Origin of the sequence: Psychrobacter piscatorii, assembly GCF_043641605.1 — a bacterium.
GTDB lineage: Bacteria > Pseudomonadota > Gammaproteobacteria > Pseudomonadales > Moraxellaceae > Psychrobacter > Psychrobacter piscatorii_C.
On record NZ_JBHZRK010000005.1, the window covers coordinates 196,197 to 221,629 of the forward strand.

General features: G+C 43.6%; 17 protein-coding genes. 10 read left to right on the forward strand and 7 right to left on the reverse strand.

Translation table 11 applies throughout. From position 1 onward, the window contains the following. Nucleotides 1-134: 134 nt before the first annotated feature. From ACHUET_RS06865 to ACHUET_RS06875, 3 genes are all read right to left on the reverse strand, one after another. Nucleotides 135-2,243 carry a beta strand repeat-containing protein gene (locus tag ACHUET_RS06865; RefSeq protein WP_394211671.1) on the reverse strand — a complete coding sequence of 703 codons (2,109 nt, stop codon included), beginning with the start codon at nt 2,241-2,243 and terminating at the stop codon, nt 135-137. Between the two features lie 41 nt (nt 2,244-2,284). Further along, entirely contained in the window at nt 2,285-2,752 is a 468-nt protein-coding gene (locus ACHUET_RS06870; RefSeq protein WP_394211672.1) for a hypothetical protein, read from the reverse strand. Between the two features lie 249 nt (nt 2,753-3,001). Beyond that, entirely contained in the window at nt 3,002-5,056 is a 2,055-nt protein-coding gene (locus tag ACHUET_RS06875) for a hypothetical protein (RefSeq protein WP_394211674.1), read from the reverse strand. Nucleotides 5,057-5,646: 590 nt separating this feature from the next. Between ACHUET_RS06875 and aceE the strand changes: the two genes are divergently transcribed. Together aceE and ACHUET_RS06885 are read left to right on the forward strand one after the other, a co-directional pair. Continuing rightward, nucleotides 5,647-8,460 carry a pyruvate dehydrogenase (acetyl-transferring), homodimeric type gene (gene aceE / locus ACHUET_RS06880; RefSeq protein WP_371531271.1) on the forward strand — a complete coding sequence of 938 codons (2,814 nt, stop codon included), beginning with the start codon at nt 5,647-5,649 and terminating at the stop codon, nt 8,458-8,460. 25 nt (nt 8,461-8,485) lie between these two features. Further along, the gene (locus ACHUET_RS06885) at nt 8,486-10,183 is read left to right on the forward strand and encodes a 2-oxo acid dehydrogenase subunit E2 (protein ID WP_394211675.1); all 1,698 of its coding nucleotides are present in this window, start codon (nt 8,486-8,488) and stop codon (nt 10,181-10,183) included. A 162-nt stretch (nt 10,184-10,345) separates the two neighbouring features. Here the strand turns inward: ACHUET_RS06885 and ACHUET_RS06890 are convergent, their stop codons facing one another. After that, a complete protein-coding gene (locus tag ACHUET_RS06890) occupies nt 10,346-10,972 on the reverse strand; it encodes an OmpW/AlkL family protein (RefSeq protein WP_201599697.1) in 627 nt (208 codons plus the stop codon). Nucleotides 10,973-11,754: 782 nt separating this feature from the next. On the opposite strand from ACHUET_RS06890, the gene ACHUET_RS06895 reads away from it, so the two are divergent. Continuing rightward, the gene (locus ACHUET_RS06895) at nt 11,755-12,738 is read left to right on the forward strand and encodes an ion transporter (RefSeq protein WP_238037503.1); all 984 of its coding nucleotides are present in this window, start codon (nt 11,755-11,757) and stop codon (nt 12,736-12,738) included. Between the two features lie 133 nt (nt 12,739-12,871). Here ACHUET_RS06895 and ACHUET_RS06900 read toward each other — a convergent pair whose 3' ends face one another. The 3 genes from ACHUET_RS06900 to ACHUET_RS06910 all read right to left on the reverse strand — a co-directional run bounded on the left by ACHUET_RS06900 (nt 12,872) and on the right by ACHUET_RS06910 (nt 17,626). Next, nucleotides 12,872-13,519 carry a TerD family protein gene (locus ACHUET_RS06900; RefSeq protein ID WP_238037504.1) on the reverse strand — a complete coding sequence of 216 codons (648 nt, stop codon included), beginning with the start codon at nt 13,517-13,519 and terminating at the stop codon, nt 12,872-12,874. Between the two features lie 50 nt (nt 13,520-13,569). Then, the gene (locus ACHUET_RS06905; protein ID WP_394211678.1) at nt 13,570-14,697 is read right to left on the reverse strand and encodes a helix-turn-helix transcriptional regulator; all 1,128 of its coding nucleotides are present in this window, start codon (nt 14,695-14,697) and stop codon (nt 13,570-13,572) included. Nucleotides 14,698-14,890: 193 nt separating this feature from the next. After that, on the reverse strand, nt 14,891-17,626 hold the full coding sequence (locus tag ACHUET_RS06910; protein ID WP_394211679.1) for an AAA family ATPase: 2,736 nt from the start codon (nt 17,624-17,626) through the stop codon (nt 14,891-14,893). A gap of 410 nt (nt 17,627-18,036) precedes the next feature. On the opposite strand from ACHUET_RS06910, the gene rsmG reads away from it, so the two are divergent. The 7 genes from rsmG to lpxK all read left to right on the forward strand — a co-directional run bounded on the left by rsmG (nt 18,037) and on the right by lpxK (nt 25,411). Beyond that, a complete protein-coding gene (gene rsmG, locus ACHUET_RS06915) occupies nt 18,037-18,753 on the forward strand; it encodes a 16S rRNA (guanine(527)-N(7))-methyltransferase RsmG (RefSeq protein WP_394211681.1) in 717 nt (238 codons plus the stop codon). Between the two features lie 271 nt (nt 18,754-19,024). Next, on the forward strand, nt 19,025-19,804 hold the full coding sequence (locus tag ACHUET_RS06920) for a ParA family protein (RefSeq protein WP_394211683.1): 780 nt from the start codon (nt 19,025-19,027) through the stop codon (nt 19,802-19,804). 104 nt (nt 19,805-19,908) lie between these two features. Next, nucleotides 19,909-21,042: a ParB/RepB/Spo0J family partition protein gene (locus tag ACHUET_RS06925; protein WP_394211684.1), complete on the forward strand. Its 1,134-nt coding sequence runs from the start codon at nt 19,909-19,911 to the stop codon at nt 21,040-21,042. Between the two features lie 101 nt (nt 21,043-21,143). Beyond that, nucleotides 21,144-21,857 (forward strand): MotA/TolQ/ExbB proton channel family protein, encoded by a 714-nt coding sequence (locus ACHUET_RS06930; protein ID WP_394211686.1) that lies wholly within the window; start codon nt 21,144-21,146, stop codon nt 21,855-21,857. Between the two features lie 70 nt (nt 21,858-21,927). Then, nucleotides 21,928-22,359 (forward strand): ExbD/TolR family protein, encoded by a 432-nt coding sequence (locus ACHUET_RS06935; RefSeq protein ID WP_058024949.1) that lies wholly within the window; start codon nt 21,928-21,930, stop codon nt 22,357-22,359. Nucleotides 22,360-22,435: 76 nt separating this feature from the next. After that, on the forward strand, nt 22,436-24,223 hold the full coding sequence (gene msbA / locus ACHUET_RS06940; protein ID WP_394211688.1) for a lipid A export permease/ATP-binding protein MsbA: 1,788 nt from the start codon (nt 22,436-22,438) through the stop codon (nt 24,221-24,223). 66 nt (nt 24,224-24,289) lie between these two features. After that, nucleotides 24,290-25,411 carry a tetraacyldisaccharide 4'-kinase gene (lpxK, locus tag ACHUET_RS06945; RefSeq protein ID WP_394211690.1) on the forward strand — a complete coding sequence of 374 codons (1,122 nt, stop codon included), beginning with the start codon at nt 24,290-24,292 and terminating at the stop codon, nt 25,409-25,411. The last annotated feature ends 22 nt before the right edge of the window (nt 25,412-25,433 follow it).

Consider the following 25,433-nt stretch of genomic DNA (forward strand, 5'->3'; position numbering starts at 1 on the left):
GCTTATCCAATAAAACATAGAAGGGTAGGGTAGTAATTCTCCAGCTTGGCTCGTCAAAATCAATTAGGTCAAGCTGGAGCGTTAGTCTATAAGCGTCTTTTGAAGCTTATAGACTTTGAAATATTAAATATAAATTAACGAGCGTTTTTGATCTTGATTTTAAAGGTCAAGGTGCCAACGCCCTGAGGAGCTATAGTGTAGTTACTACCAAGAACCGCAGTAGCAGAAGTACTAGCTATGCCTGCAGTAGATGAAGCAGTCGCAGAAGTAGCAGGTGAACCAGCTACTAAAGCTGCACCAGCTGAAAAGTTAGACAACAAATCCGAGATGGTTAAAGCGTTAAGATTAAAACCTAACGCTGCTGAAGAAGTATTAGTCGCCTGAATACGATAGATAATACACTGATCAGGTTTCGCCTCGAGCGCAGTCTGAACAAAGGTACTTGCAGCAACCGTACCTGAACAAGTCTCATCTAATGCTTGAGACTTCACTAAAGTTAAGCCTCTGACGTTAGTCGTATCAGTCACTGAAGTAACAGCAGGTGGATTAATACCAGCAGGCGTTAACGTTACAACAGAAGTTTCAGTGCTACCAACAGCTGCAGCATCATCAACAGTTGCAGGAGCAGCTACATTGCCAGACGACACATTGTAGTTGATCGCTAGTATGCCACCAGGTGCAATACCATTTGGAAATTGAGCGGTTGGTAGTGTAGTGCTATTAAGAGTATATGTATTACCACCAGCAACGGTAGGTTGCAGCGTTATAGTAACCGGAGCGCCATTACCAGGCGGCGTATAAGTAGCACTAACAGGACCAGTAACAGGTCTGACAGCCAAATTATTGCCACCATCGGCAATAGTGAAAGTCAATGGGTTAGCATTGGTACCTTCAGCATCTTGACCACTGTTAGTAATGAGAGTTGAATGAGTCGCCTGACTAGCAGTACCTGAGGCAGGGGGAACTTCTTTAGTCGTTGGATTGCTTACTACAACCGCTCGTCTGGTAAAGTTAGTCACACCAGGACTATCTATACCAGCGCCGTTACCTTCACCCGCATCATCAGGTATTCTAGTAACACCTATAGTGCTATCTGTACTATCCAAAATATCATAGTCAGTACCAAGTACAGGAGCAGCAATTAACGGACTAACCGGGCCGATGAATTTATCGTAGACTTCTGCGTTGTTAGTTACCGAACTATTAGCAGCTGTAAACTGATTTTTATCGACGTTAACCGTAAAAGTAATCGTGCGACTTGCGCCAACGGCTAAGTTCGCTACGGCAACATTGATAGCTTGTCGACCACCGATAGTGGAAATCGTAGCGGTACCAGCACCAGTTACGGTCACGTCTGATGCTGTGCCACTAGGCAAGCTCAAACCTGCAGGAAGGACATCTCGGATGACAAAATCAGTCGCAGCAGTACTATAGTCAGTAGTCGCGTTAGTGACTACGATACTATAAGCAATCTGTGGGTTAGCGACTGTCAAATCGACAGTACTGGTCGCTGTTTTTGTAATTTTGAAGGTAGGCAATCTCACGATAGTTTGGTTTTCATTCACCAATGTCGCACCAGGTGCATTATTAGCAGTAAAGAAAGTACTGGTCGCTGTTAATGTGCCTACACCTTTGTCATTACCGTTACGATCGTCTGGCGTAGCTGCTTCGTAGCTTAAGTTAGCTCTAGTACCTGGCTGTAGTCTAATAGTACCACCATTGGCTAGGGTACCTGTCTCCGCTTGAGTTCCTAAAGCGGTGCGCTGAGCAGGAGTCAAAGCAGTGCCATCTGCTTGTACAATAGTAAACGTAACAGGCGCAGTACCTAAAGCATAGTCTGGAGCAGCTGTTACTAGGGCTGAGTCATTACCTGTGGTATTAACGGTATAGGTATCCGTCACGTTACCCGTATTGGTTAAAGCATGAGTAAAGGTAGTCGTACCACCTGGCGTAGCAGTTCTATTAACAGCAGTATCGTTACCAATGCTACCATCATCAACAGTCGATACGAGTGCAAAGTTAGCTGTTTCGCTAACGCTGACAGTCACAATGTTAGAAGTAACGTTTGGCTGAGCAATGCCAGCAACGCTATAGTTTGCGGTTGCGACGTTGGTGATCGGTGCCGCTCCTGCACTAATACCACCAGTCGTATTAGGAGTAGCTGCATTAGCGGCAGTAGAGATGCCCATTGCAGCCACAACACCTACGGCTAATACTGAATATTTAAAAGAATTTGGTTTCATGCAGTAAATCTCCGAAAGATTAAATCAGTAAGGATGAAGGGTTATTTATTAACGACAGTATTAAGGGCAACAGCTGCTGCCTTTTTTGCGGGTAGTAATTTGATGTTCCAGCGTAGCGTACGGTATTCAGAGTAGGGTACTCTGACCATCTTGCCATCGACTTTGCGCATTAGCGGCATATCAGCGTAGTTCTTACCATCAGTGCTGGCTTGTGCGCTGGCTGGCATCGCATCACCAGTAAAGGTCATGTTGGCAGGAATAGGTAAAGTCACCATCAGATCATTAATATCTTTATTAATGGTATTGGTATAAGTTGCCTTGTATTGGATGACAGTACCTGCTGGTGCGGTACGTATTGCCGTATAGACTGTCTTACCATCAGCATTTTTGATTACTTGATTGGCAGTCAGTTCCATCTTTAGAGCATCTTCAGCATGCGCGAAGCCTAACATGCTAGTAGAAGCAACCGTTGCTAACAGAACATTGCGTAGAATCTTGAAACGTTTCATATAAAATCCTTTCTTATACCGTTGCTATCATTGGGATATAGATGCTTTGGGCTACAATGAAGCTGTCTGTAATTTGATATCAGGCTCGTCTGTAAAAAGCACACATCTCCCTTTAAGCTATTGTCACGTAACCAATACAAACTTTCATTATAAAGACGACAAATGGTGTTTCGAGATGACCAAACGGTAAAAGCCCTATCTTGGAAGATAGGGCTTGATTGAGTATTCGGTAATTTAATACACAGGTGTTTAGTTACTACTGGTAGTACCATATTTAGTATTAAAACGAATGGCCTGACGGCGAGTGGCTGTAGTGGCACCTAAAGAAAAAGTATTGGTGGTCACTGTACCGTTGTTACCAATAGATACCGAATTTGCTGCAAATGATGGAGTACCACTATTTTCACCAATAGGTGTTGGATTAACTAAGGTAGAGGTAATCAGCGAATTATTGGAGTCATTTTTACTCTGTAACGTATCCTTTATAACAATATCTGTCAAAGAAACATTGCCCCGGTTGACAGCTTCAATTCTATAAGCGATACATTGTCCTGGCACAATGCCAGATATTGGTTTTGTACTATACGCGCTGCTAGCACTACCGTCATAATTAACACCAATTGTGGCAAGGTTATTTAGACTACAGTCATGAACATACTGACTTTTGATTAATACCAATGCAGCATTTTCTTGGATAACATCACCGAAATCATTGCTAGGATAGTTGTACTGACTATTGATAATGTTTATTTGTCGCACATCGCTTGTCGTGTCTACAGAATATGCATAATTGCTAGGTTCATTCTGAGTGACACAGAGTCTTGTGTAACTGCCAACTTGTGCAGATGTCAAATTGAAGCTGTAGGTACCGTCACTATTTATATTCACTGTTTGAGGCGAAAACGTCCCACTATCACCGGCACATTTATTCAAAGTAATGGTGTGACCGGTGGTAAAAGGGATACCAGATTCAGTTGGCGAGTCATATCTACCATTAAAATAAAGGCTGTTATTCAGATATTTAGCAGATACATCGTCTTTGGCTGGAGAGGTAATTTGACCGTTATCGTTAAATACAATACCTGAAAAGACATAATTAGATCTACCATTTGTGATTGTACATGCCCAATTATCCCCATACGTAAGCTTTAGATTTTTTGGATCTAGAGTATTGACGGTTGTACCATCAGATCTTCTACATGCATATAACGCAGTATAATCTGCTAGGTTGGTTGTTCCTGAGACGGCTTCTGTCAACGTATAGGTCTTGGCAGGATTTACCTTAAAGGTTCCTGTAGTACCTGTACCCGTAGTGACAGTATTACCTGAACCCGTTGTAGTAACTGAGTTGATACCACTGGTAACGACTGAGTTATTTGCGTTGTCCTTGATTTGAACTGTGAATTGGTCGGTGTTTGTTTTGCGAGAAGAGGAGAGTACTTTAGTATATGTTAGGCGCGGCTGCGGTAGGTAGCAGTAACCATCAAATACAATGTTGATCAGCTGATCACCAGGGTTACCAACAGTGCCAGTAGTAACATCGTAGTATTCTAAGTTAGGGTTATTGCCATAAGACACATCCACTCTAACGATAGGTTGATTAAAAGCAACGGATACTTTACAGCTCTCGTCTACAGAATCTGTACTACACAAAACGCTACCGGTAGTAGTGGTTTGACGATAGGGTGCAGTAGCTGTTATTCCGGTGCCTCTATATATCAAAGTTGGCGTCACACTAGCACCCGCACTAGTAAAGCCAGTGATGGTCACTTGGTCAGAAAACTCGAAATATCTAGTATTTAGTGTTGTTCCTCCGTTTCCTGTCCCTGTACCTAAATAGTTCACATCTATATCATAAATACTTAAGCTGACATTGGTAAGGGCTTGAGACTCGTTGGTGAAACTGTTTTTAAAAGTATATGAGGCCGTACGAGATGATGCTTTGTTAGTAAAATCCTGAAAAAATTCAAATGATTGAAGGTTGCCCGCTAGCGTCTTAGGTCTATAAAAGTTTGAGCCACCTGCATCTAGACTGCCAGTAGTGATTAAACTGTTAGAAGCCACAGTGTAACTTTCACTTTTGAGACCGTTTAAAAGTTGGTTTATACCAAGAATAGGTGGTGATGCTGTCGATCCTAAGTTGCTGTAATCAGTGCTTGCAAACTCATCAGACACAAAGTTAGCAGGGCAAGTTGTAATTGCTGCAAAAGCCAAATAGTTGGGCAGTAGTACCAACAAGGACGGTAAGGCTATCCAACGTGTTACTCTCGACTTAAAAGCTGACAGTTCAATAGACGAATTCATAATAGCTCCGAGAGTAAGAATGGAATTTGGATATGGCTTTGTGATAAGCATAATGTCTAAGTGACAATTAATATACAAAAATGAGACGAAAGTCTATTTATAGGGTATGAATAGCATAAAAGTTTACTCAAATAATATCTATCTAGAAACTCGAAATGCTATTACAGAGGTGATATTAATTTTTATATATTCAGCAAAGTTGAATAGATACAGTTTATCAAGTGATCAATAGTCATTTTTAAAAAAACTAATCATTATTTATTTAAAAAATACTTGTTATTTATCCATTTCTCTACAGCCATAAACAATTGCCTCGCAAACGCTTATAATAGAGTGTCAAAATCATTCATGACTGAATATACAGGGACAACAGTATGATCTGTTTTGTAGTTTCGTCCATTTGACGCATATGTCAATTCTCAGTGGCACTATTTTGTATAATCTAGCTGTACCTCACCGTATGAAACAAGGGAATGCTTGGACATAGCAAGGAAGTCATAAGTAAACCGATATCTCATTTCACACCAGTATTTAACAAAGCCCTACCGTCTAGATAGGTAGGTATGACTGATATAAAAGGATCGACAACAATGAATTATTACAAGGATGCTGATAGCACCGAGACCAAAGAGTGGTTACAAGCCTTTGAGTCTGTTCTCAAACATGCAGATAAGGATCGCGCTCAGTTTCTTCTAAAAGCCTTGTATAATATGGCTGTTCAAGAAGGGCTACCATTTAATAGATTGGATACCGCGTATATTAATAGTATCGCTGTTGAAGACGAGCCAATGTATCCAGGCGATCTTGGTATGGAGCGTAAGATTCGTGCGTTGATTCGTTATAACGCTTTGGCAATGGTCATGCGTGCCAACAAAAATGATGATGATTTGGGTGGTCACTTGGCATCATTTGCCTCTAGTGCCACGCTTTATGAAACAGGATTCAACCATTTTTTCCGTGCGGCAAGCGATCACTTCGGTGGTGACATGATTTATTATCAAGGTCACTCAGCACCAGGTATCTATGCACGTTCTTATTTAGAAGGTCGCCTAACTGAAGATCAGCTCGATAACTTCCGCCGTGAAGTGGGTGGTAAAGGCTTATCAAGCTATCCACATCCATATTTGATGCCTGACTATTGGCAGTTCCCAACGGTATCAATGGGCCTAGGTCCGATCATGTCGATCTATCATGCTCACGTGCATCGTTATATGGAAAACCGCAAACTGTTAGAAAAAGAAGGCCGTAAAATTTGGGCATTCTTGGGTGATGGTGAGACGGATGAGCCAGAAAGCTTGGGTGCAATCTCTCTTGCTGGTCGTGAGAAGTTAGACAACCTGATTTGGGTTGTTAACTGTAATTTGCAGCGTCTTGATGGCCCAGTACGTGGTAATGGCAAAATTATTCAAGAGCTAGAGTCGGTATTCCGCGGTGCTGGCTGGCGTGTGATTAAAGTCATTTGGGGTGGTAAATGGGATAGCCTGCTTGCCAATGATGATACTGGTGTTCTCAAACATCGTATGGAAGAAGTGGTCGATGGTGAGTACCAGCTATATGAAGCGCGTACGCCTGAATTTACTCGCAAAGAATTCTTTGGTAAATATCCTGAATTAAAAGAAATGGCAGATGCCTTGACTGATGAAGACATTGCACGCCTAAACCGTGGTGGTCATGATCCACAAAAAGTGTACGCTGCGTTTAGTGAAGCGATGAAAACCAAAGGTCAGCCAACGGTTGTACTGGTCAAAACTGTCAAAGGCTATGGTTTGTCCAGCACAACACAAGCGGTTAATAAATCGCATCAAATCAAGAAACTTGATCAAGAGGCGCTTGTTTATTTCCGTGATCGCTTTGATTTGCCATTTACCGATGAGCAATTAGAGACCCTACCATTCTACCGTCCTGAAGAAGGCTCGGCAGAGATGAAGTATCTAAAAGGTCGCCGTGAAGCATTGGGTGGTCATCTGCCAAACCGCCGTAGTGGACATATTCCGCTGAACATCCCTGAGCTGTCGATATTTGATCGCGTCTTAAAAGGCAGTAATGGCAAAGAACAATCAACGACGATGGTATTCGTGCGTTTGTTATCAGCCATGCTGAAAAACAAAGACATCCAAGATCGTGTTGTGCCAATCGTACCAGACGAAGCGCGTACCTTTGGTTTGGAAGGCATGTTCCGTCAATTGGGTATTTACTCTGCGGTCGGACAAAAATATACGCCAGAAGATAGCGAAGCATTGATGGGCTACAAAGAAGCCATCGATGGTCACATGCTAGAAGAAGGTATCAACGAAGCGGGTGCGATGAGTACATGGATTGCCTTAGCAACCAGTTACTCTGTGAACGCGCTACCAATGATTCCGATGTACATCTATTACTCAATGTTTGGTTTCCAGCGCATCGGTGATTTGGCTTGGGCGGCAGGTGACTGTCAAGCGCAAGGCTTCTTATTAGGAGCTACTGCGGGTCGTACGACTTTGAATGGTGAAGGCTTGCAGCATCAAGACGGTCATTCACAGATTTTATTTAACGTGGTACCAAACTGCGTGACTTATGATCCTTGCTATGGTTATGAGCTGGCTGTTGTCGTACATGATGGCCTACGCCGTATGTATGGAGAAGGCGAGCGCGTTTATTATTACCTAACGCTAATGAACGAAAACTACGACCAGCCTGCCATGCCAGAAGGCGCTGAGGAAGGTATCAAGCGCGGTATGTATTTACTTGAAGATAATGGCTCAACTCAGGTACAGCTATTGGGTTCAGGCGTTATCTTACGTGAAGTACAAAAAGCGGCTCAGATCCTAAAAGATGAGTTCAATATCACATCAAACGTTTGGAGTGTCACTAGCTTCAACGAGTTGACTCGTGATGGTATGGTTTGTGACGACTACAACCGTCTACATCCAATGGATGAAGAAAAAGTGCCATGGGTTACTGAGCAATTAGCACCGCACGAAGGTATCGTAGTTGCAGCCACTGACTACATGCGTAACTACTCAGAGCAAATTCGTGCTTGGTTACCAGACAACCGTCCTTATACCACGCTTGGTACAGATGGCTATGGCCGCTCTGATACTCGTGAAAACTTACGCAGCTTCTTCAACGTTGATGCGGCTCACATCGTTGTTGCTACGCTTAAGCGCTTAGCGGATGAGGGTGAAGTCGAGATGCGTTTGGTTAAAGATGCGATTTCAAGCTTAGGCATCGATGCAGATCAACCACCTGCATGGCACCAACAGTCTTATTATGATCATTCTCCAGATGCACCTGCACCAGGCAAAGTCAACCCAAGTCCTGTACCTGAGTTCGTTGCTGAAGACGATGAAGAAATCAGCAATGAAGGCCGCGCCGAAGATCAAGCAGATGCGACCTTGCTCAATGATGGTGATGTCAAAGAATAATAATCATAAGACTAGGAGATAAAACATGGATATTAAAGCCCCCGATTTGGGTGTCGATAGTGCTGAAGTCAGCGAAATTATGGTAGCAGTGGGTGATGTCATCGCAAAAGATGACAACATTGTTTTGCTAGAGTCTGATAAAGCTTCAGTTGAAGTACCAAGCTCTGCTGCTGGTAAAGTCACCAAAATCAATGTTGCCATTGGCGATCAAGTCAGCGAAGGCATGGTATTGATCGAAGTAGAGAGTGCTGACGCAAGCGATGACACTGACAGCACTGCTGAAGAAGCTCCTGAGGCAGAACAAGCAGACGATAATAATGAAGATGCACCCGTTGAAGATGACGCAGATGCAGAAGAAGCGACTGATGATGCTGGCGAAGGCGCATCGACTACCCATGCACTGCCAGATATAGGCGTTGATGAAGCGCAAGTAGCTGAGATTATGGTAAGTGTAGGCGACACGGTCAGTGCCGATGAGTCTATCCTACTGATTGAGTCAGACAAAGCCTCAGTCGAAGTGCCTGCACCAGAAGCAGGCGTGGTCGAAAAAATCTTGGTTAATGCTGGTGATACTGTTGCCAACGGTCAAGACTTTATCGTTATTAAAGCGGCAAGTACCCCTAAGGCAAAACCGAAAGCGGATACTGCTAAAGCTGAAGATAAAGCGGACAAGCCTGCACCGAAAGCTGAAAGCAAGCCACAGCCAGCCCCAACAGGTGAGCCAAAGCAAGCGTCTGCACCGACCTCAACTGCTGCACCTACAGGCAAAAAACTGAGCGAAGCGGAAGTGAATGAAAAGTTGGTTGATGTATATGCAGGTCCTGCTGTACGTAAACTGGCTCGTCAGCTTGGCGTGGATATCACACAGGTAAATGGCTCAGCACTAAACGATCGCATTCTAAAAGAAGATCTGTTTGCGCATGTCAAAAATCGTTTGACAACCCAACAAGCCGCACCAGCTGCTCAGGGTGCTGTTAGCTCAGGTCTGCCAAAGCTGCCTGATATGAGCAACGTTGAAATCTGGGGCGAAACAGAAACCCAAGATTTAAGCCGCTTGCAAAAAGTGTCAATCCCGCAGTTGAACTACAATACGTATCTACCGCAAGTGACACAGTTTGATTTGTCTGATATCACCGAAACTGAAAAACTACGCGGTGAGCTAAAAGGTGACATGAAGGCGCAAGGTATTGGTCTGACTATTTTGGCCTTTATTGTTAAAGCAACTGCTTACGCTTTGACCCAGCACCCTCGCTTTAACAGTCATTTGAGTGATGACAATACGCAAGTGATTTTGCGTAAGAGCGTTAACATGGGTATTGCGGTTGCGACTGATGACGGCCTAGTGGTTCCTGTGATTAAAAATGCACAGGACAAAGGCATCAAGCAGATCGCCATCGAAATTGGTGAGTTGGCAGGCAAAGCACGTGACAAAAAGCTCACTACTAAAGACATGCAAGGTGCAAGCTTTACCATCTCAAGCCAAGGTATCTTGGGCGGTACAGCATTCACGCCACTGGTCAACTGGCCACAAGTGGGTATCTTAGGCGCCTCAGAAGCGACTATGCAGCCTGTTTGGAATGCGGCTAAGCAGACTTTTGAGCCGCGCTTGATGCTGCCATTGTCATTGTCTTATGACCACCGCGTTATCAATGGTGCAGATGCAGCAGTATTCACTCGCTATGTTGCTACCTTGCTCGCTGATCCACGCCGTATTTTGCTATAGCTGATACGCTACTCTAAAAGCTAAAATCAAAAAAAGACTGCCTAAGGGTGGTCTTTTTTTTGAGCAGTACTGTGTTTAAAATAAGCAAATGTTAGCCGCAAAAAAGCCAGCATCAGCGCTGGCTTTTTATACTTAGATCATCGAGGTTAATACGGTTTGTGATTAAAACTGTTTGACAAATGCAACACCATATACCCAAGGGCTAATGTCGATTTCGCCGATATCACTGCCATCTAAAGTAGCATCTGTTTTGATGTCCATATATCGCGCATCGATACGGAAAGCTTCAGTTGGAGCGAAAGGAATGTCCAAACCGACATGACCGGCCACACCAACGCTGTCGTCAAGATCCAAATCACCACCGGTAGAGATTCTTTCTTTAAAAAAGGTCGTATAGTTCACGCCAACACCAACGAATGGCTTAATATTCATTGGCATGTTGTCAGAGTCAAAGTGATATTGCACAGAAAGAGTCGGTGGCAAATGTTGAGTTTTACCTGTTAAAACTTGTGTGCCATCAGCACTATTTAGATCAAAATCATGATGAAATGGAAGTGCTGCGAGTAGCTCAACACCGACATTGTTGGCAATGAAATACTCACCACTGATGGTTGGTTGTATATCGCCGTCAACATCAACAGACAAACCATTATCTAGAGTGCCATTATCACTTTTAGGGTCAACATAATGTGCACCAGCCGCAATAGACCAAGTGCCAGCAGGTACAGCAAAAGCAGTAGTCATGGTAAGGGCAGTAGCAGCGGCTAAAACTAGGGATTGTAGTTTCATGATTTGGTTCCTTAATATATTAAAAGGTTATCAGTGCTAAATGAGGGATGACATTGGCACACTGATACATAATGTTATAATGGATGATAAAGCGGTAACATTATGACTCTATTATAGTATAAAACCACAATTACTGTAAGGTTTTAATTGTGCTTTACTAAGTTTTATTTAATTATTTATAGTAAATGCGATAACTGTATAATTATTTTGATTATTTAAAAAAATTGATTATTGTGAGGTAGGGTATAAGCGTGTTGTGATATTCTGAAAATAGGTAGCTAAGAATTATATTGATGATTGCTAATGTCTAAACGGTAGAATTGGAAACAGATGGTGATGGCTTACTGAATTGATATTCATAATATGACAAGAGGCGTAATATATTATGCTCGGTTATTGTAGCAACTCTCCACTACGCTGTGAGAATGCGCGTTCTGCAAAGATATTGAATCAGGTAGATTCTTGTTGCCCTGAATGTCATTTATTTTTGGTACCTGCTCAGGATATAACCCAGCAATTGCTCGCTGATGAGCAGTTTTTACGATTTTCTGTTTTAGTAATAGTATTGATGCTATTAATAGCAGTCTATGTTCACTATTTGCATGTCACATGAGGGTTGATTGTGGTTGGTGCTCAATGATTCAGTATTGCTATTGGCAATCTGAAACTACCTCTATCTTGATTAAGATAAGCTGTTTTGCGATAGAACGTTCAAGGCATATCTTACGATAGTGGCTTTATTTTATTTATATAACACCGGTATTTCACCGAATAGGGATGGCATGCTACTCAAATCTATAAGGCGCTTGCGTCATTTTGTTTATGATACTTTGCAAAATGATGAACATGACACTTTGTTTAGCCGCTATATTGATTATTTTCTTATATTCCTGATTATGACTAATGTGGCAGCTGTGATTGCCGAGTCAGTTGATAGTTGGTATTACCCTTATCAAGATTATTTTACTTGGTTCGAAAACTTCTCTATTGTGATCTTTTCTATTGAATATTTGCTGCGGCTATGGAGTGTTGCTGAAGCCAAACCGGACAATACAACGTGGAAGCAGCGTTGGGATTGGGTGAGAAGTCCTTCCGCGCTCATTGATTTGGTAGCCATTGTTCCAGCCTTCTTAAACTTCTTCGTCAATATTGATCTGCGTTTCTTACGTATTTTGCGTTTGTTCCGTATTCTCAAACTGACCCGCTATTTTGCGTCCATGCGTATCCTGCTAGTGGTCATCAGTAAAGAACGCGGCTCGTTCCAAGCGGTTATTTTTATATTGATTATTATGATTGTGACCGCCTCAAGTGGGATTTATTTGGTCGAAAACCATGCGCAGCCAGAAGAGTTTGAGTCAATACCCAAGGCGATGTGGTGGGCTGTGGTCACGCTCACGACCGTGGGTTATGGGGATGTCACACCAATCACTAATGCTGGCAAGATTTTGGGTGCTATTATTACGATATTGGGTGTGGGCCTAGCGGCATTGCCTGCGGGTATTTTGGCAACGGGTCTTGCAAATGAGTTGGCGCAGCGCCGTGAAGAGTTAGAGCAGCATTTTCGTGAGCAACTGATCGATAGCGACTTTGATTTGGTACAAAATCAGATGATGATTGATAAGATTCGCCGAGAGCTAGGATTAGATAAAGAGCAAGCGCAAAATATCGTACTACAAGTACTGCGTGAACAAGAACTTGAGCGGCGAGAAAGAGAAGTAGAAGTGCGTCAAAAGAATTTTTGCCCCCATTGCGGTGAGGTTTTATAGCTTAGTATCTATCAGGCAATCACAGAAATTTATGCTTAAGATTTCTAGAAATAAATATGTTTGGCAGGAAACATAAAAGGGTACTGTGTGATTGAGACGCAGTACCCTTTTTAGCTTTTATGATCGACTGACACTATATTCCTTGAGGAATCGGTAGCGCCCGTGCCAATTCATGTGCGACTTCTTGTGCTGCATTCGATAGATCTTCAGCGCTTAATGGTAAGTTTTGTAGGGTTAAATGCCAGTCATCAACGGATCGGCGCAAATGAGCCACCCAAAGCGTCTTACAATCACGTGGGAGCTGCTTTAGGTTGACTTCAAAACAGCGGTTACCCTCATCATCACTCAAATGAATCTCACCTTTTTTAACCCTAGAGAGTGAATGCCCGTGATAGGAATTGGCAATCAAAGCGATATGAGTGATATGCAAGGGGATCTCTTCTAGCTCTAGTCTAATTTGTTCCTGATCAAGCGGAGCCAGATACATGGCTTGCTCTCCGCGATCCTTACCGTTTAGACTGTCTCCTTGATGCTTGACGGATTCAGCTTTGTCACGTAATTGTTTGAACCACACAATATCACTAATGATGCAATTGTCATCATACAATACGCAAGCCAAGTCGATATCTACCGCGCTTTTGTCCTTTTTAAAACGCTTAAGCAACCCTTTTGGCTCGATCTTAGTAAATTCATAGTTGAGCGCAAAAAATAACGTTCCCGTATCCAAGCCCAGTCCTCTTAAACTGTCGGAAAGCAGCGGTGATGGGGCAGTGGTCGGCATAATATTCCTTTTTTAATTTTTAGTGATTAACGATTATTGTCATTTGAGTGTTATTCGTTATTTGTCATTGCAGGTTGGTCCAATACTGCTTGATAAAGGAGTGCAGGCTTGGCGTCTAACAGTCCACTGCCAAAACCGCGTAACCACCAAACCAGCTGTGAGGTCAAATTAACGGTCGCTTTTATCGTCAGGGTATCATCGTCGTTTGATATAACGATTTGATCATCACTCAGTTTGCTTTCCGTGAGGCTTCTGCCTGCTTGTTGCGTAAATTGTAGCTCAACGGCTGTATTTTTACCACGCTCAGCGAGTTCACCAAACAACGGATGGCTAAAGCCCATGCTGCCTTCATCCAAATAAGTATCGAGCTGAAAGTTATCTGGTGTCTGTGCTGCGCTCTCTAAAATCTCGACTCTATCAAATCGATGCAGCGCAAAAGTGCGGATGGTGGATTTTGGGTCATCGGTACGAGTCGCCAGTAGGTAAATAATCACGCCACGCTGGATAATGGCAATAGGATTTAGCGTGTATTCGCTGGCCTCTGACTTATTGCTGCGAGTGTAGCAGGCATTAATTTGTAGCTGATAAAACAATGCATGGTAAATGTTGTCTTTGCTATCTAAATCTATATCTGGGGCAATAAGTGGCTGGGTAGCAGGTTCGATACGCACGCGGTCTATCCATGAATGCGTGACTTTACTGTTTTTGAGCTGTCTTCTTGCTAGATCAAACCACGGAAATAGCTCGTCTAAAATCACAGGTGGCAATAGCTGAGTGAGATTGGCCTCGACCATGTTAAAAGCAACTGCTTGCGATAGATTCATATGCGGCAAACTTTGCAGCGGCGCATCTTCTTTCCAGCGCCAACCTTGCGGATTGGCATTGTTTTTTTCGATAGGAAAGCGTTTGGCCAATGCGTTCAAATCACGCTGTACGGTGCGCAGACTGATGTCAAAACCGGCCATCATGAGCTGTTCATAAATATGTGTCGTACCTACCCAGCGATTACGCTGTAGCTGTGACAGCACTTGCCATTGACGAGCCGTTGTCGCTGCCCCGTGACGATTGTCTTGGGTCTCTTTTAACACATCATTTTCTGCCGCCTCTATTGCAATCGCTTGCTCATCAGAATCTGACTGAGCTTGGATGTTCTCGGCATTAGTAGAATATACAGTCATCAAAAAACACCCTTTATAAAGTCACAGGTTATTGTTCTACAGATTTTGGCTAGTTGTTTATCATCTCAGAAAAGCATCAAAGCGTCTAGGGACGTTCGTATACATTTAGACATCGTCTAGGCGCTGTCTAGGCGCCGTCTAAGCATAGTCTAGACGCGTCCTAGTTATTTTTTGGTGTGTTGTCATTGACACTTTAAGCTTCACTGTGCCCATGGTTATCAGTGACGTCACTATCGTTATTTTCGCCTTTACGTTTTTCTTTTTTTATTTTGTCCTCTTTTTTTTGGCGCTTAGCTTTGCGTTTTTTCTTCTCTTTCTTTTTCGACTTTTTATCATCTACCTCATCGTCGCCGTCTTGGTTCTCATCCCATAGCATCAGACGATTTAGGACTTTGCCAAATAGGGTGTCTTTGCGGTAGCGACCTTTTTTATTCATGGTATCGATGGGTAGGCCTGTCATTAAGGTCAATGCTTCACTCAAGGTATAAACGCCATAAATATGGAAGTCACCGTCTTTTACCGCCGCAATGATATCGTCACGTAGCATGAGTTGTTTGACATTGGCCATTGGAATGACCACGCCTTGAGCGCCCGTCAACTCTTGCTCACGGCACGCATCAAAAAAGCCAGCAATTTTGGCATTGATACCACCAACTGCTTGCACTTCGCCCAGCTGATTCATAGAACCAGTAATGGCAAAGGATTGATCAATGGGGACATTTGCTAAGGCGGATAGTAGTGCACAACCTTCGCTAACGGTGGCACTATCACCATCGATATGGGCGTAGCTTTGTTCAAACGCGAGCGAAGCACTAAAATTTAGGGCGTGGTGTTGGCTAAATAACGCACGCAAATAACTGGTCATGATTAACATACCCTTGGCGTGCAAGCTACCACCCAAGTCTACATCACGCTCGATATCAAGGATTTCACCTGCGCCAATATTGGGTTGAATGACCGCGGTGAGGCGCGCTGGCATGCCAAACTCACTATCAGCATAGCTGACGACGGTCAGGGCGTTGACTTGCCCAACCGCACTGCCTTGGGTTTGAATCAGCTGCTGGCCGTTTTTGAGCTCGTCCCAGTATAGATCGCGCAAATATCCTGAGCGCTCATCCATGTCTTCAATTGCCTGAATGACATGATCTGCTGTCACCATCATCTCATCATTTAAACGAGCGTGACGGTTTGATTCATGCAACAGTTTAATCAACAAATCACTGTGTAGGCTTAAACGGTCCTGCTCTTCAGCTTGCAAGCTTAAATGCTCAAGTAACGTGGCTTGCGCGCTACTATCGAATGGATAGAGATCAGCATAATCGATGATATCTGCCATTTTCGCTACCAGTGCCAATTCATGCTCACTGGTGCGCGTCACATCATCATGAAAGTCCGCGCGAACTTTAAACACTGCATCAAACTCAGGTTCAAGCTCTAGCAGCTCATAATATAAGTCAGCTTCGCCTAATAAGATCACTTTGATATCAAGATCAATGGGCGCTGGTGATAATGACAAGCTACCTGTTAGCGTTAGCATTTGCTCAAGGCTTGAGAGCTTAATTTTGCGTGACTGTAGCGCGCGCTTTAGACCTTGCCATGCATAAGGATGCTCAAGTAAATGGCTGGCTTCTAGCAGCAGGTAGCCGCCATTGGCACGGTGTAGGGCACCTGCGCGAATCATACTGACGTCAGTCGTTACTGTCCCTAATTGGGTGATTTGCTCGACGTGACCTAGTAAGTTTAGATGGGTTGGCAAGTATTCAAAGACAACAGGCGCGCCACTGTCTGGTGCGTGACTGACAATGACATTGACCGCGTAACGGCTGGGGGTTGTGGTCAATACAGCCGTCACAAACTCTTCATCATCGCCGTTAACGATACGCTCTACATGAGTAACCATATCGGCGAATACCGCTTTGAGATAATCAACCACAAGCGGGTGCGTGGCAAACTGCTCATAAACAGGCGCAAACAAAGGCTGTAATGCACGGCGCGCGATACTGCGATGCAGTGATTCTATCGCATCGTTGGCTTCGTCTTCTAATTGCTCTAACGCAATGGTTAGTTGACTGAGGCGCTTTTGCATATGGTTTTTCTGTACAAAGTTATTTAACTCAGCCTCGTACTCACTGTTACCATACTCAGAATTTTGAGCGTTGTTTTGATCTTCATCAGGGTTAGTCTTATCGTTGCTCAGTATGTTGGCTTTTTCGTTATCATCTAGCAATAATAAGTCTTCATTATTGTTAGATGATTCAGAAGCCTTTATAGGGTTGCTGCTACTGTCTGTCGTCAGCTGACTGGGATGGACAAAAACTGCCTTATTATCAAATGAGCGAAACGTCAAGGCTAGATCATACTGTTTGCCTTCAGCGTTTAGCGCGTCGTAAGCATGACTCTCTTTTTGATGCGTGCTGTTTTTGATTGCTTCGATTTTACTTTGGTATTGGTCACTACGAAAGCGTTGGCTTAGTCGCTTTTTCGCTTGTTGCCACAAGTTATTGACCTGCTGTTGTAGCAAAGCGGCTTGCCCCGCAGGTAGACGTAGAGCCAGTGGCGTACGTGGATCAGTAAAATTGTGCACATAGACCCAATCATCAGGCGTTGGTGCATCGGCGGCAATACGGGCCAACAGACGACTGATGACAGTACGCTTACCCAAGCCGTTCTCGCCAGCAGCAAACACATGATAGCCACTTGCTTTGATGTCTAACGCAGTATGTAAGGCTTTGAGCGCACGCTGTTGACCAAAACCAACATCTAAGTCAGGCGCAGTACGTGTGTCTGTAGGCAACTCATCAGGGTCGCTATAGCGTTTTAATTGCTCAGCCGAAATACGGCAACTTTTTTGAACCTCAGTAAAAATAGGATTTGGGGCGTTAGATATTGTTTGTTCATCGTCTTGTGAGTCAGCGGTAGGTGGTACCATATTATTAGCATCTTTTGATATTTGAGATATAGGGGTATAAGGTTGTTCGGTCATAGGTTTTTGAGAAATCGTTTTAAAGGTATTGAAAGAGTGTGAGGGATAATATATTTATTCTGGTCATGCGCGCATTGAACTTTTTATAATTGATAGTGACATCTTACAAGATATAGTCACATTTTAGCGAAGTCATTAAACGCAGTTTTGTATCATATTTAGAGAAATCTTTGATCATGATAAACGAAAAATGAAGAAACTAGGCAAGGCGTTTTATGCTATTAACGCAGAATAACGCGTCATGAACGGTGCAGATAGTATAAGATGTCCCACATTGGCGCAATCTGCAACTATTCAATGAGCAGACTGCATGATAAAATAGGCGGTTCACATGTCAAAACTGGATAACTCGTTGTATGTCAGCTTCCGCTAAAACCTCTTCGTCGTCTACTAGCACGGGTAATATCAATATTGATCCGACTGGCTTTGTGAAGCTTGGCTCACAATTGCCAAAGCTGGCCAGTATCTTAGCACAAGCCGTAAGTGAGCTAAGTCTATCACTAAGTGAGAAACAGCAGCGCACGTTATTATTGTACTTAGACCAGCTTTTGTTGTGGAATAAGGCGTATAATCTGACCGCCATCACCGATCCACAAGAAGCGCTGATCAAACATGTGATTGATTGCTTGTCTATTATAACGCATTTGCCGACAGGGTCGCTGCTTGATATCGGTACAGGTGCAGGGTTGCCTGCAGTGATTATTGCGATTTGTCAGCCTGAGCGCCCGTGTACAGCCCTTGATAGTAATCAAAAAAAGATTCGCTTTATTAAGCAGATCAGCAGTGAGCTTGGCTTACGTAATATGCAACCGATCGCTTCGCGTATTGAAGCGCACGAAGCCAGCTATGATGTGGTGACTTCTAGAGCGTTTGCCAGTTTGATAGATTTTGTGGAAGTAGCGCAGCCGAGATTGGCAGATGGCGGTTATTTGTGTGCTATGAAAGGCAAGGCACCGAGCGATGAAGAGCTACAAGCGCTCGATAGTGATTGGCACATTAAGACGATTAAGCTGACAGTGCCACGTCTGCATGATAGTCGTCATTTGATTGAAATGTCTGCTAAAAATGCCTGAATGGTAGATACTTCTCAGTCATGAAACAGCAGTCGTTTTTTGTGAAACGCAGTTTACGTTTGTACCTAAATGGCATAGTATTTAAAAGCACTAAAAATATACAAACGAAAATTGGGTAATTTATAAAAGAAGTTTTTTTATAAATGGCTGCCCTTCATGAAGCGCTGAGTTAGTAGCACTGCATAAGCATATAAGATTGAGCGGCAAATTCTGAGTCAAATAAATTAAAAGAAAAAGTCAGTAACAGACCTTAATAAAATTGAGTGAGTGTATGGAAATCATAGCAATTGCGAATCAAAAAGGCGGCGTGGGCAAAACCACGACGGCGGTAAACTTGACCGCCAGTTTAGCTGCTAAGCGCAAGCACGTACTACTGATTGACTTAGACCCACAGGGCAATGCAACCAGTGGTACTGGTGTCGACAAAAACGATCTGACGCTTACTATAGCCGATGTTTTACTGGATGGTGTAGCGTTGTCTGAAGCCATTGTGACCAGTCCGGCAGGGTTTGATGTGATCGGTGCCAATCGTGACTTGGCTGGCATGGATATCACGTTGATGGGTAAAACGGACAGTCATGAGTTGTTCAAAACGGCCATGGCAGATTTGGTTAGCGATCAAGCGAATACAAAACAGCCGTCATACGATTATGTCATTATAGACTGTGCGCCGAGTTTGAATCTACTGACGATTAATGCGTTGGTCGCAACTGATAGTGTGATTATTCCGATGCAGTGTGAATATTATGCACTAGAAGGGCTAGCAGATTTGTCGCAGACGATTGAGCGTCTCACTGAATTAAACCCTAAATTATACATTCGCGGTGTTGTGAGAACGCTGTTTGATGCGCGTAACACGCTTGCCCGTGATGTGTCTGCTGAATTAGAAGCGCATTTTGGCGATATTATGTATAAGACTCATATCCCAAGAAATATTCGCTTAGCAGAAGCACCTGCCCATGGTCTGCCAGTTATTGCGTATGAGAGATGGTCGAAAGGCGCGCGCGCCTATCAAAAACTGGCCGCTGAAGTGATGAAGCAAAGCAGCTAGTTTTTCTATAAAAACTTTCGAACGATAAAGCACTTAACATTGTATTTAGTAAGCCGCAGCAGTAATCAATAGGCTTTTATTTTAGCGTTAGAGGATAGGTAATCATGGCGAAGAAAAGAGGGTTGGCTGCCAATCGAGGCTTAGATGCCTTATTAGGGTCAATCAAGAAAGAAAAGCAAATCACCGCCTCTGCCTTGCAAGATGATATGGCTGCACGCGATATGGCCGTGCCAGCTGAAACGCTAGATACCAATATGTCTGTGAAAACTGCACCCGTCGATGCGGCTGCGTCCAAAGCTAGCAAAAAATCGGCTGCGAAATCCGCTGACAATGTCAGTAATAGTACTCGTTCATCACGTGTGACGAGCAAGACAGCTATCAACAAAACGCGTGGTAATAGCACAGACGTAAACGCTTCAGAGGATCAAATCAGCCTCGTGCAGATTGATGTCACGCGTCTACAAGCAGGTAAATATCAACCGCGCCGTGATATGAGTGAAACGGCGCTTGCGGAATTGGCGTCTTCTATTGAGCAGCATGGCGTGATGCAGCCTATCGTTATCCGCCCATTACTGGCAAATGAAGATAAGAGTGAAGCCTTTGTCACTCATGAAATTATCGCTGGCGAACGTCGCTGGCGCGCGGCAAAAATGGCAGGAAAGTCGGTTATTCCGGCGATTGAGCGTGCGCTATCTGATGAGCTTGCCATTGCACTGGCATTAATTGAAAATATCCAGCGTGAAGACTTATCTGTGATCGAGCAAGCAGCGGCGTTGCAGCGCTTTCATACTGAGTTTGGTATGAGCCATGCGATGATTGCTGAAGTAGTTGGCAAGGCGCGTACAACGGTGTCGAATTTACTACGCCTAAATCAATTACATGATACGGTAAAAGATCATTTGGCAAATAGCGCGCTAGATATGGGTCACGCCCGAACGCTTTTAGCATTGTCTTCTGAGCAGCAGCCGATCATTGCACAAAAAATCATTGATGGCGGTATGACGGTGCGAGAAGCTGAAAAGCTGGTCAAATCCATTTTGAACCCTGCACCCAAAGCCAACCGTGTCGAACAAGCACAGTCGCGTGATGAAGAACGTCTCACGCAAAGACTGACAGATATGCTGGGTGCTGAGGTAAAACTTAAGCACAAAAAAGACGGGCAGGGTAGTGTTGAGATCTTTTTTCACAGTCAAGACCAGTTAGCTGCTTTGATTAAGCACATAGAAGCACAGGCTTAAGACAATACGCAAGCTAGTAGGACTGATTTATTAGTAACGACTATTTACGTATAAATCCATCTACGTAACAACTGTTTTTTAAAATATGGAAGAGAGCAAATATGTGGGAGTTAGTAAAGGCAGGTGGCTGGCTAATGACACCTATTGTCGTCTGTTCTATATTGGCGTTGGTTATCATTATTGAGCGTAGTCATACACTACAGTTTAGCAAGATTGTGCCTAGCAGATTGCGTGAACAGCTCATCACTCGTTTACGCGAAAATGGAGATATCGGCCGTACGCAATTGATGAATGTCAAAGATAAGACGGCGCTTGGTGATATCTTGGCGACAGGTTTGCTCTATCGTCAGTATGGTCTAGAATCTATGACCATGCACATGCAAAACCGTGCCAGCGTACAAGTTCACCAGTTAGAAAAAAATATCAATATGCTGGGAACAATTGGTGCCATTGCGCCATTGCTTGGATTGTTGGGTACTGTATTAGGTATTATTTCTTCATTCTTAGCGATTACTGATGGTGCGATGCAAGATCCAACGATGCTTGCTGCTGGTGTGTCACAAGCGCTAATTACCACAGCTGCTGGTATGATCGTCGCTATCCCAGCGCTTGTCGCGTATCGATACTTTCAGCGCCGTATCATCGACATCAATGCACAGTTCGAGACTCAAGCAGGGCTGATGATTCAAGAACTATACGACTACCAATTGCTCGACAATGCTCACGCAGCGGTATCTACTAGTAATATGACTACTATTGATGAGCGTGCTCCTGACCAGTTAAATATAGATAAAACCAATATGGCAACAATATAATTGTCATATTTGCTACCAAGTTTGATGCTCAAAGTACGTTCGTAACAGCAGGTAAATAGAAGAGATTCATATGCGTTTTAGAAAACCGACTGTCGAGCCGCTTGAAATTAATCTGACGCCGATGATTGATTGTTTATTGTTTTTAATCGTCTTTCTGCTACTGGCTACCTCCTTTAATCATTTTAGTCGTTTAAATATTATCCTTCCTGAAGCAGAAGGTGTGGCGCAGACAGAGCAAAAAAATAGTATAGAAGTAGCTGTACAAGAAGATGGCAGTTACTTGGTCAATGGTATTACGCTCGCCAGTAGCAATGAGGCTGAACTGACCAGTATGTTGCAGCAAGAAGCAGGAAGCAATCGCGATATGCTATTTGTCATCGCAGCGGATGCCAACGCTACCCATCAATCTGTCGTACGGGTGATGGATGTTGCTGGTAAACTCGGGTTTTTGAACTTAAATATCAGCACCGTTGTCCCACTTGGTCAAACTTTGCCGCAATAACATTTGCCGCATCATTACTATAAACTGTGTATCAAGCACAGCCCATTCATGTCATGACACCTACATTGAGGCTTTTATGAGCCAAGCTTATACACCTGACTCTACAAAACCTTCTGCTAAAAAACCTTCAGCAGCCCCGTCTAGTCCGCCAAAAAGTAAGACTTTACTGCGTCTATTAAGATATCTAAAGCCGTATTGGTGGGCTTTGCTACTGACGGTTTTGGGCTTTGCTATCAACGCAGGAACTGAGATTTGGATTGCCAAGCTGTTGCAATACATTACTGATGCCATCAATCAAAGTGATAGAAGCAAACAAGCATTATTTCCATTACTCATCATTGCGCTATTTTTCGTACGCGGTTTGGGCAGTTTTTTGGGTAACTATTACTCGGCTTTGGTCTCACGTAACTTGGTTTATGAGCTGCGGGTTGAGGTTTTTAATAAACTACTGCGCTTGCCAAGTTCATTCTATTTGGCCAATCCTGCTGGTACGATCTCATCCAAGTTGATATTTGATGTTGAACAAGTCACCGCTGCCAGTACAGACTCAATGAAGACCTTGTTGCGTGATGGTTTGACGGTTGTGGCATTGATAGGCTTTTTGCTTTATAGCAACTGGCGCTTGACGCTCATTTTGTTTGTCGTATTGCCGCCTATATTGTGGCTCATTCGCATCGCCTCCAAGCGCTATCTTAAGCTCTCTAAAGGTATTCAAAAAACGATGGGTAGTGTCAGTCATATTACCAATGAGGTCATCGGTGGCTATCAGGTGGTAAAAAATTATGGCGGACAAGCATATGAAGCCGAGCGCTTTGATAAGACTTCAAAAAAGAACTTACGCCAAGGCATGAAGGTGGTCGTCACCAATAGTATCAATACCCCAGCAGTACAGCTGCTGATGGCGATAGCCATGTCGGTGGTGGTATGGCTTGCATTGAGACCTTCAGTCATTAGTAATATCTCAGCAGGTGAGTTTATCTCTTATATTGCAGCGGCTGGTCTGCTCAGTAAGCCCGTCCGATCATTGACTGATATCAATCAAAAATTGCAAAAAGGCATTGCTGCTGGTGAGTCGATTTTTGCATTACTTGACGAGCCAGAAGAGGAAGACACAGGCACTATTAGCAAGGCGTTATCTGGTCAAATGTCGTTGGATAATATCAGTTTGGTATATCCAGACTCGACGGTTGCTCTGCGTGATTTTACGTTAAATATAAAAGCAGGCGAGACAGTTGCATTAGTGGGACGAAGCGGAGCGGGCAAGTCCTCCTTAGTGAATCTTTTAACGCGTACCCTGGAGACATCTTCTGGGCAAATTACTTTAGACAATATACCAATTGAAGATATCAAATTAGAAAGTCTGCGTGCGCAAATTGCGATGGTGAATCAGCAAGTCGTACTATTTAATACGACAGTATTTAATAACATTGCTTATGGCGGCTTGGCTAATAAGAGCCAAGCTGAGGTCGAGGAGGCCGCAAAAGCGGCTTTCGCGCATGACTTTATCATGAAAATGCCAAACGGCTACCAAAGCGAAATCGGGGCCGAAGGGCTTCAGCTATCTGGCGGACAGCGTCAACGACTATCTATTGCTCGTGCGCTGTTAAAAGACGCTCCGATTCTGATTTTGGATGAAGCCACCAGTGCGCTTGATAATGAGTCAGAGTATTATATTCAGCAAGCGCTCGATAACGTCATGAAAAACCGTACGACGCTAGTGATTGCGCACCGCTTAACGACTATTGAATCTGCAGATCGTATTGCTGTGATGGATGGTGGTCAGATAGTTGAGCTTGGTACCCATAATGAGCTGATGCAGCTGCAAGGTCATTACGCGCAAATGTATGCTCGAGACTTTGAGTAGAATAGATTTATTTGATAAAGCGTCAACGCCCAGGCAGCGAATCAATAGGATACATGGCAATTATTCATGAGTATTGAAACGACAGTTACTAATGCATGGCAACGTAAGGCTGCTTGGTTATGGCTTTTGCTACCTATTAGCTGGCTTTATGGACTGATCACATTACTTCGTCGTCACGCTTATAAAGTTGGGCTGCTATCAAGTTATCGCGCACCTATACCCGTCATGGTCATTGGTAATATTAGTGTGGGTGGTAGCGGCAAAACACCGTTAATTATCGCCTTGGTCAATTACTTGCAAAAACGAGGCATAAAAGTCGGTGTCATCAGCCGCGGCTATGGTGGTGATACGAGCCAAATGCCAGCATTGGTCACCACGACCAGTTCGCCTAACGTGGTAGGCGACGAGCCATGCTTAATTGTTCATATGACAGGCGTTGCCATGGCAGTATCTCCTAATCGTCAGCAAGCGATTACTACCTTGTTGGATGCTGAACCTGATTTGCAATTAGTTATCGCTGACGATGGTTTGCAACATTATGCGCTCAAGCGGGATATAGAGTGGATTGTGGTAGATGCCGAGCGAGGGTTTGGTAATGAGCAATTATTGCCAACCGGATTTTTGCGTGAGCCAATGTCACGATTAGAAGGTGCTCATGTTATTTATCATGAAAAACCAAATACAGACTCGACTAAAAGTAGTAATCAGCCACAGAGCTCTGAGCGCTTGACTATGCGTCTGCAAGCTGATGAATTGCAACGTATATGGAGTCCTCAATCATCTATTAAGCAAATAGATAATGTCGTACCTACCAGTAATAGTATAGTACATGCAGTCAGTGGTATCGGCTATCCACAGCGTTTTTTTAATACGTTAGAATCTCTTGGTTTTGAGGTGATAGGGCATCCTTATCCTGATCACTATGACTTTAATTTGGCTGAGCTTTTACAATACAGCGATTATCCTATCGTCGTTACTAGTAAAGATGCGGTAAAAATAAAAGCATTATTGTCAGACTATACGGCGGAGCAAGCATCAAGTGATGAGTATGCACAGCTCGTTAGCAGGTTGTGGGTTTTGCCCGTGACAGCCGTATTATCCGATAACTGTTATGATAATCTAAACCAGCAATTAAAAGCTTTGGGTATTGAGGCTGATCCTGATGTTGGTACAAAAACGACATCATAGATAATATTCAATACATCAAACT

Bases quoted from the DNA above. Each gene is read 5' to 3' on its own strand.
- ACHUET_RS06865 (WP_394211671.1), bottom strand. From the start codon at position 2,243: ATGAAACCAAATTCTTTTAAATATTCAGTATTAGCCGTAGGTGTTGTG.
- msbA (WP_394211688.1), top strand. From the start codon at position 22,436: ATGAGCCAAGCTTATACACCTGACTCTACAAAACCTTCTGCTAAAAAA.
- ACHUET_RS06925 (WP_394211684.1), top strand. From the start codon at position 19,909: ATGGCGAAGAAAAGAGGGTTGGCTGCCAATCGAGGCTTAGATGCCTTA.
- ACHUET_RS06910 (WP_394211679.1), bottom strand. From the start codon at position 17,626: ATGGTACCACCTACCGCTGACTCACAAGACGATGAACAAACAATATCT.
- ACHUET_RS06920 (WP_394211683.1), top strand. From the start codon at position 19,025: ATGGAAATCATAGCAATTGCGAATCAAAAAGGCGGCGTGGGCAAAACC.
- lpxK (WP_394211690.1), top strand. From the start codon at position 24,290: ATGAGTATTGAAACGACAGTTACTAATGCATGGCAACGTAAGGCTGCT.
- rsmG (WP_394211681.1), top strand. From the start codon at position 18,037: ATGTCAGCTTCCGCTAAAACCTCTTCGTCGTCTACTAGCACGGGTAAT.
- aceE (WP_371531271.1), top strand. From the start codon at position 5,647: ATGAATTATTACAAGGATGCTGATAGCACCGAGACCAAAGAGTGGTTA.
- ACHUET_RS06905 (WP_394211678.1), bottom strand. From the start codon at position 14,697: ATGACTGTATATTCTACTAATGCCGAGAACATCCAAGCTCAGTCAGAT.
- ACHUET_RS06890 (WP_201599697.1), bottom strand. From the start codon at position 10,972: ATGAAACTACAATCCCTAGTTTTAGCCGCTGCTACTGCCCTTACCATG.
- ACHUET_RS06935 (WP_058024949.1), top strand. From the start codon at position 21,928: ATGCGTTTTAGAAAACCGACTGTCGAGCCGCTTGAAATTAATCTGACG.
- ACHUET_RS06895 (WP_238037503.1), top strand. From the start codon at position 11,755: ATGCTACTCAAATCTATAAGGCGCTTGCGTCATTTTGTTTATGATACT.
- ACHUET_RS06930 (WP_394211686.1), top strand. From the start codon at position 21,144: ATGTGGGAGTTAGTAAAGGCAGGTGGCTGGCTAATGACACCTATTGTC.
- ACHUET_RS06870 (WP_394211672.1), bottom strand. From the start codon at position 2,752: ATGAAACGTTTCAAGATTCTACGCAATGTTCTGTTAGCAACGGTTGCT.
- ACHUET_RS06885 (WP_394211675.1), top strand. From the start codon at position 8,486: ATGGATATTAAAGCCCCCGATTTGGGTGTCGATAGTGCTGAAGTCAGC.
- ACHUET_RS06900 (WP_238037504.1), bottom strand. From the start codon at position 13,519: ATGCCGACCACTGCCCCATCACCGCTGCTTTCCGACAGTTTAAGAGGA.
- ACHUET_RS06875 (WP_394211674.1), bottom strand. From the start codon at position 5,056: ATGAATTCGTCTATTGAACTGTCAGCTTTTAAGTCGAGAGTAACACGT.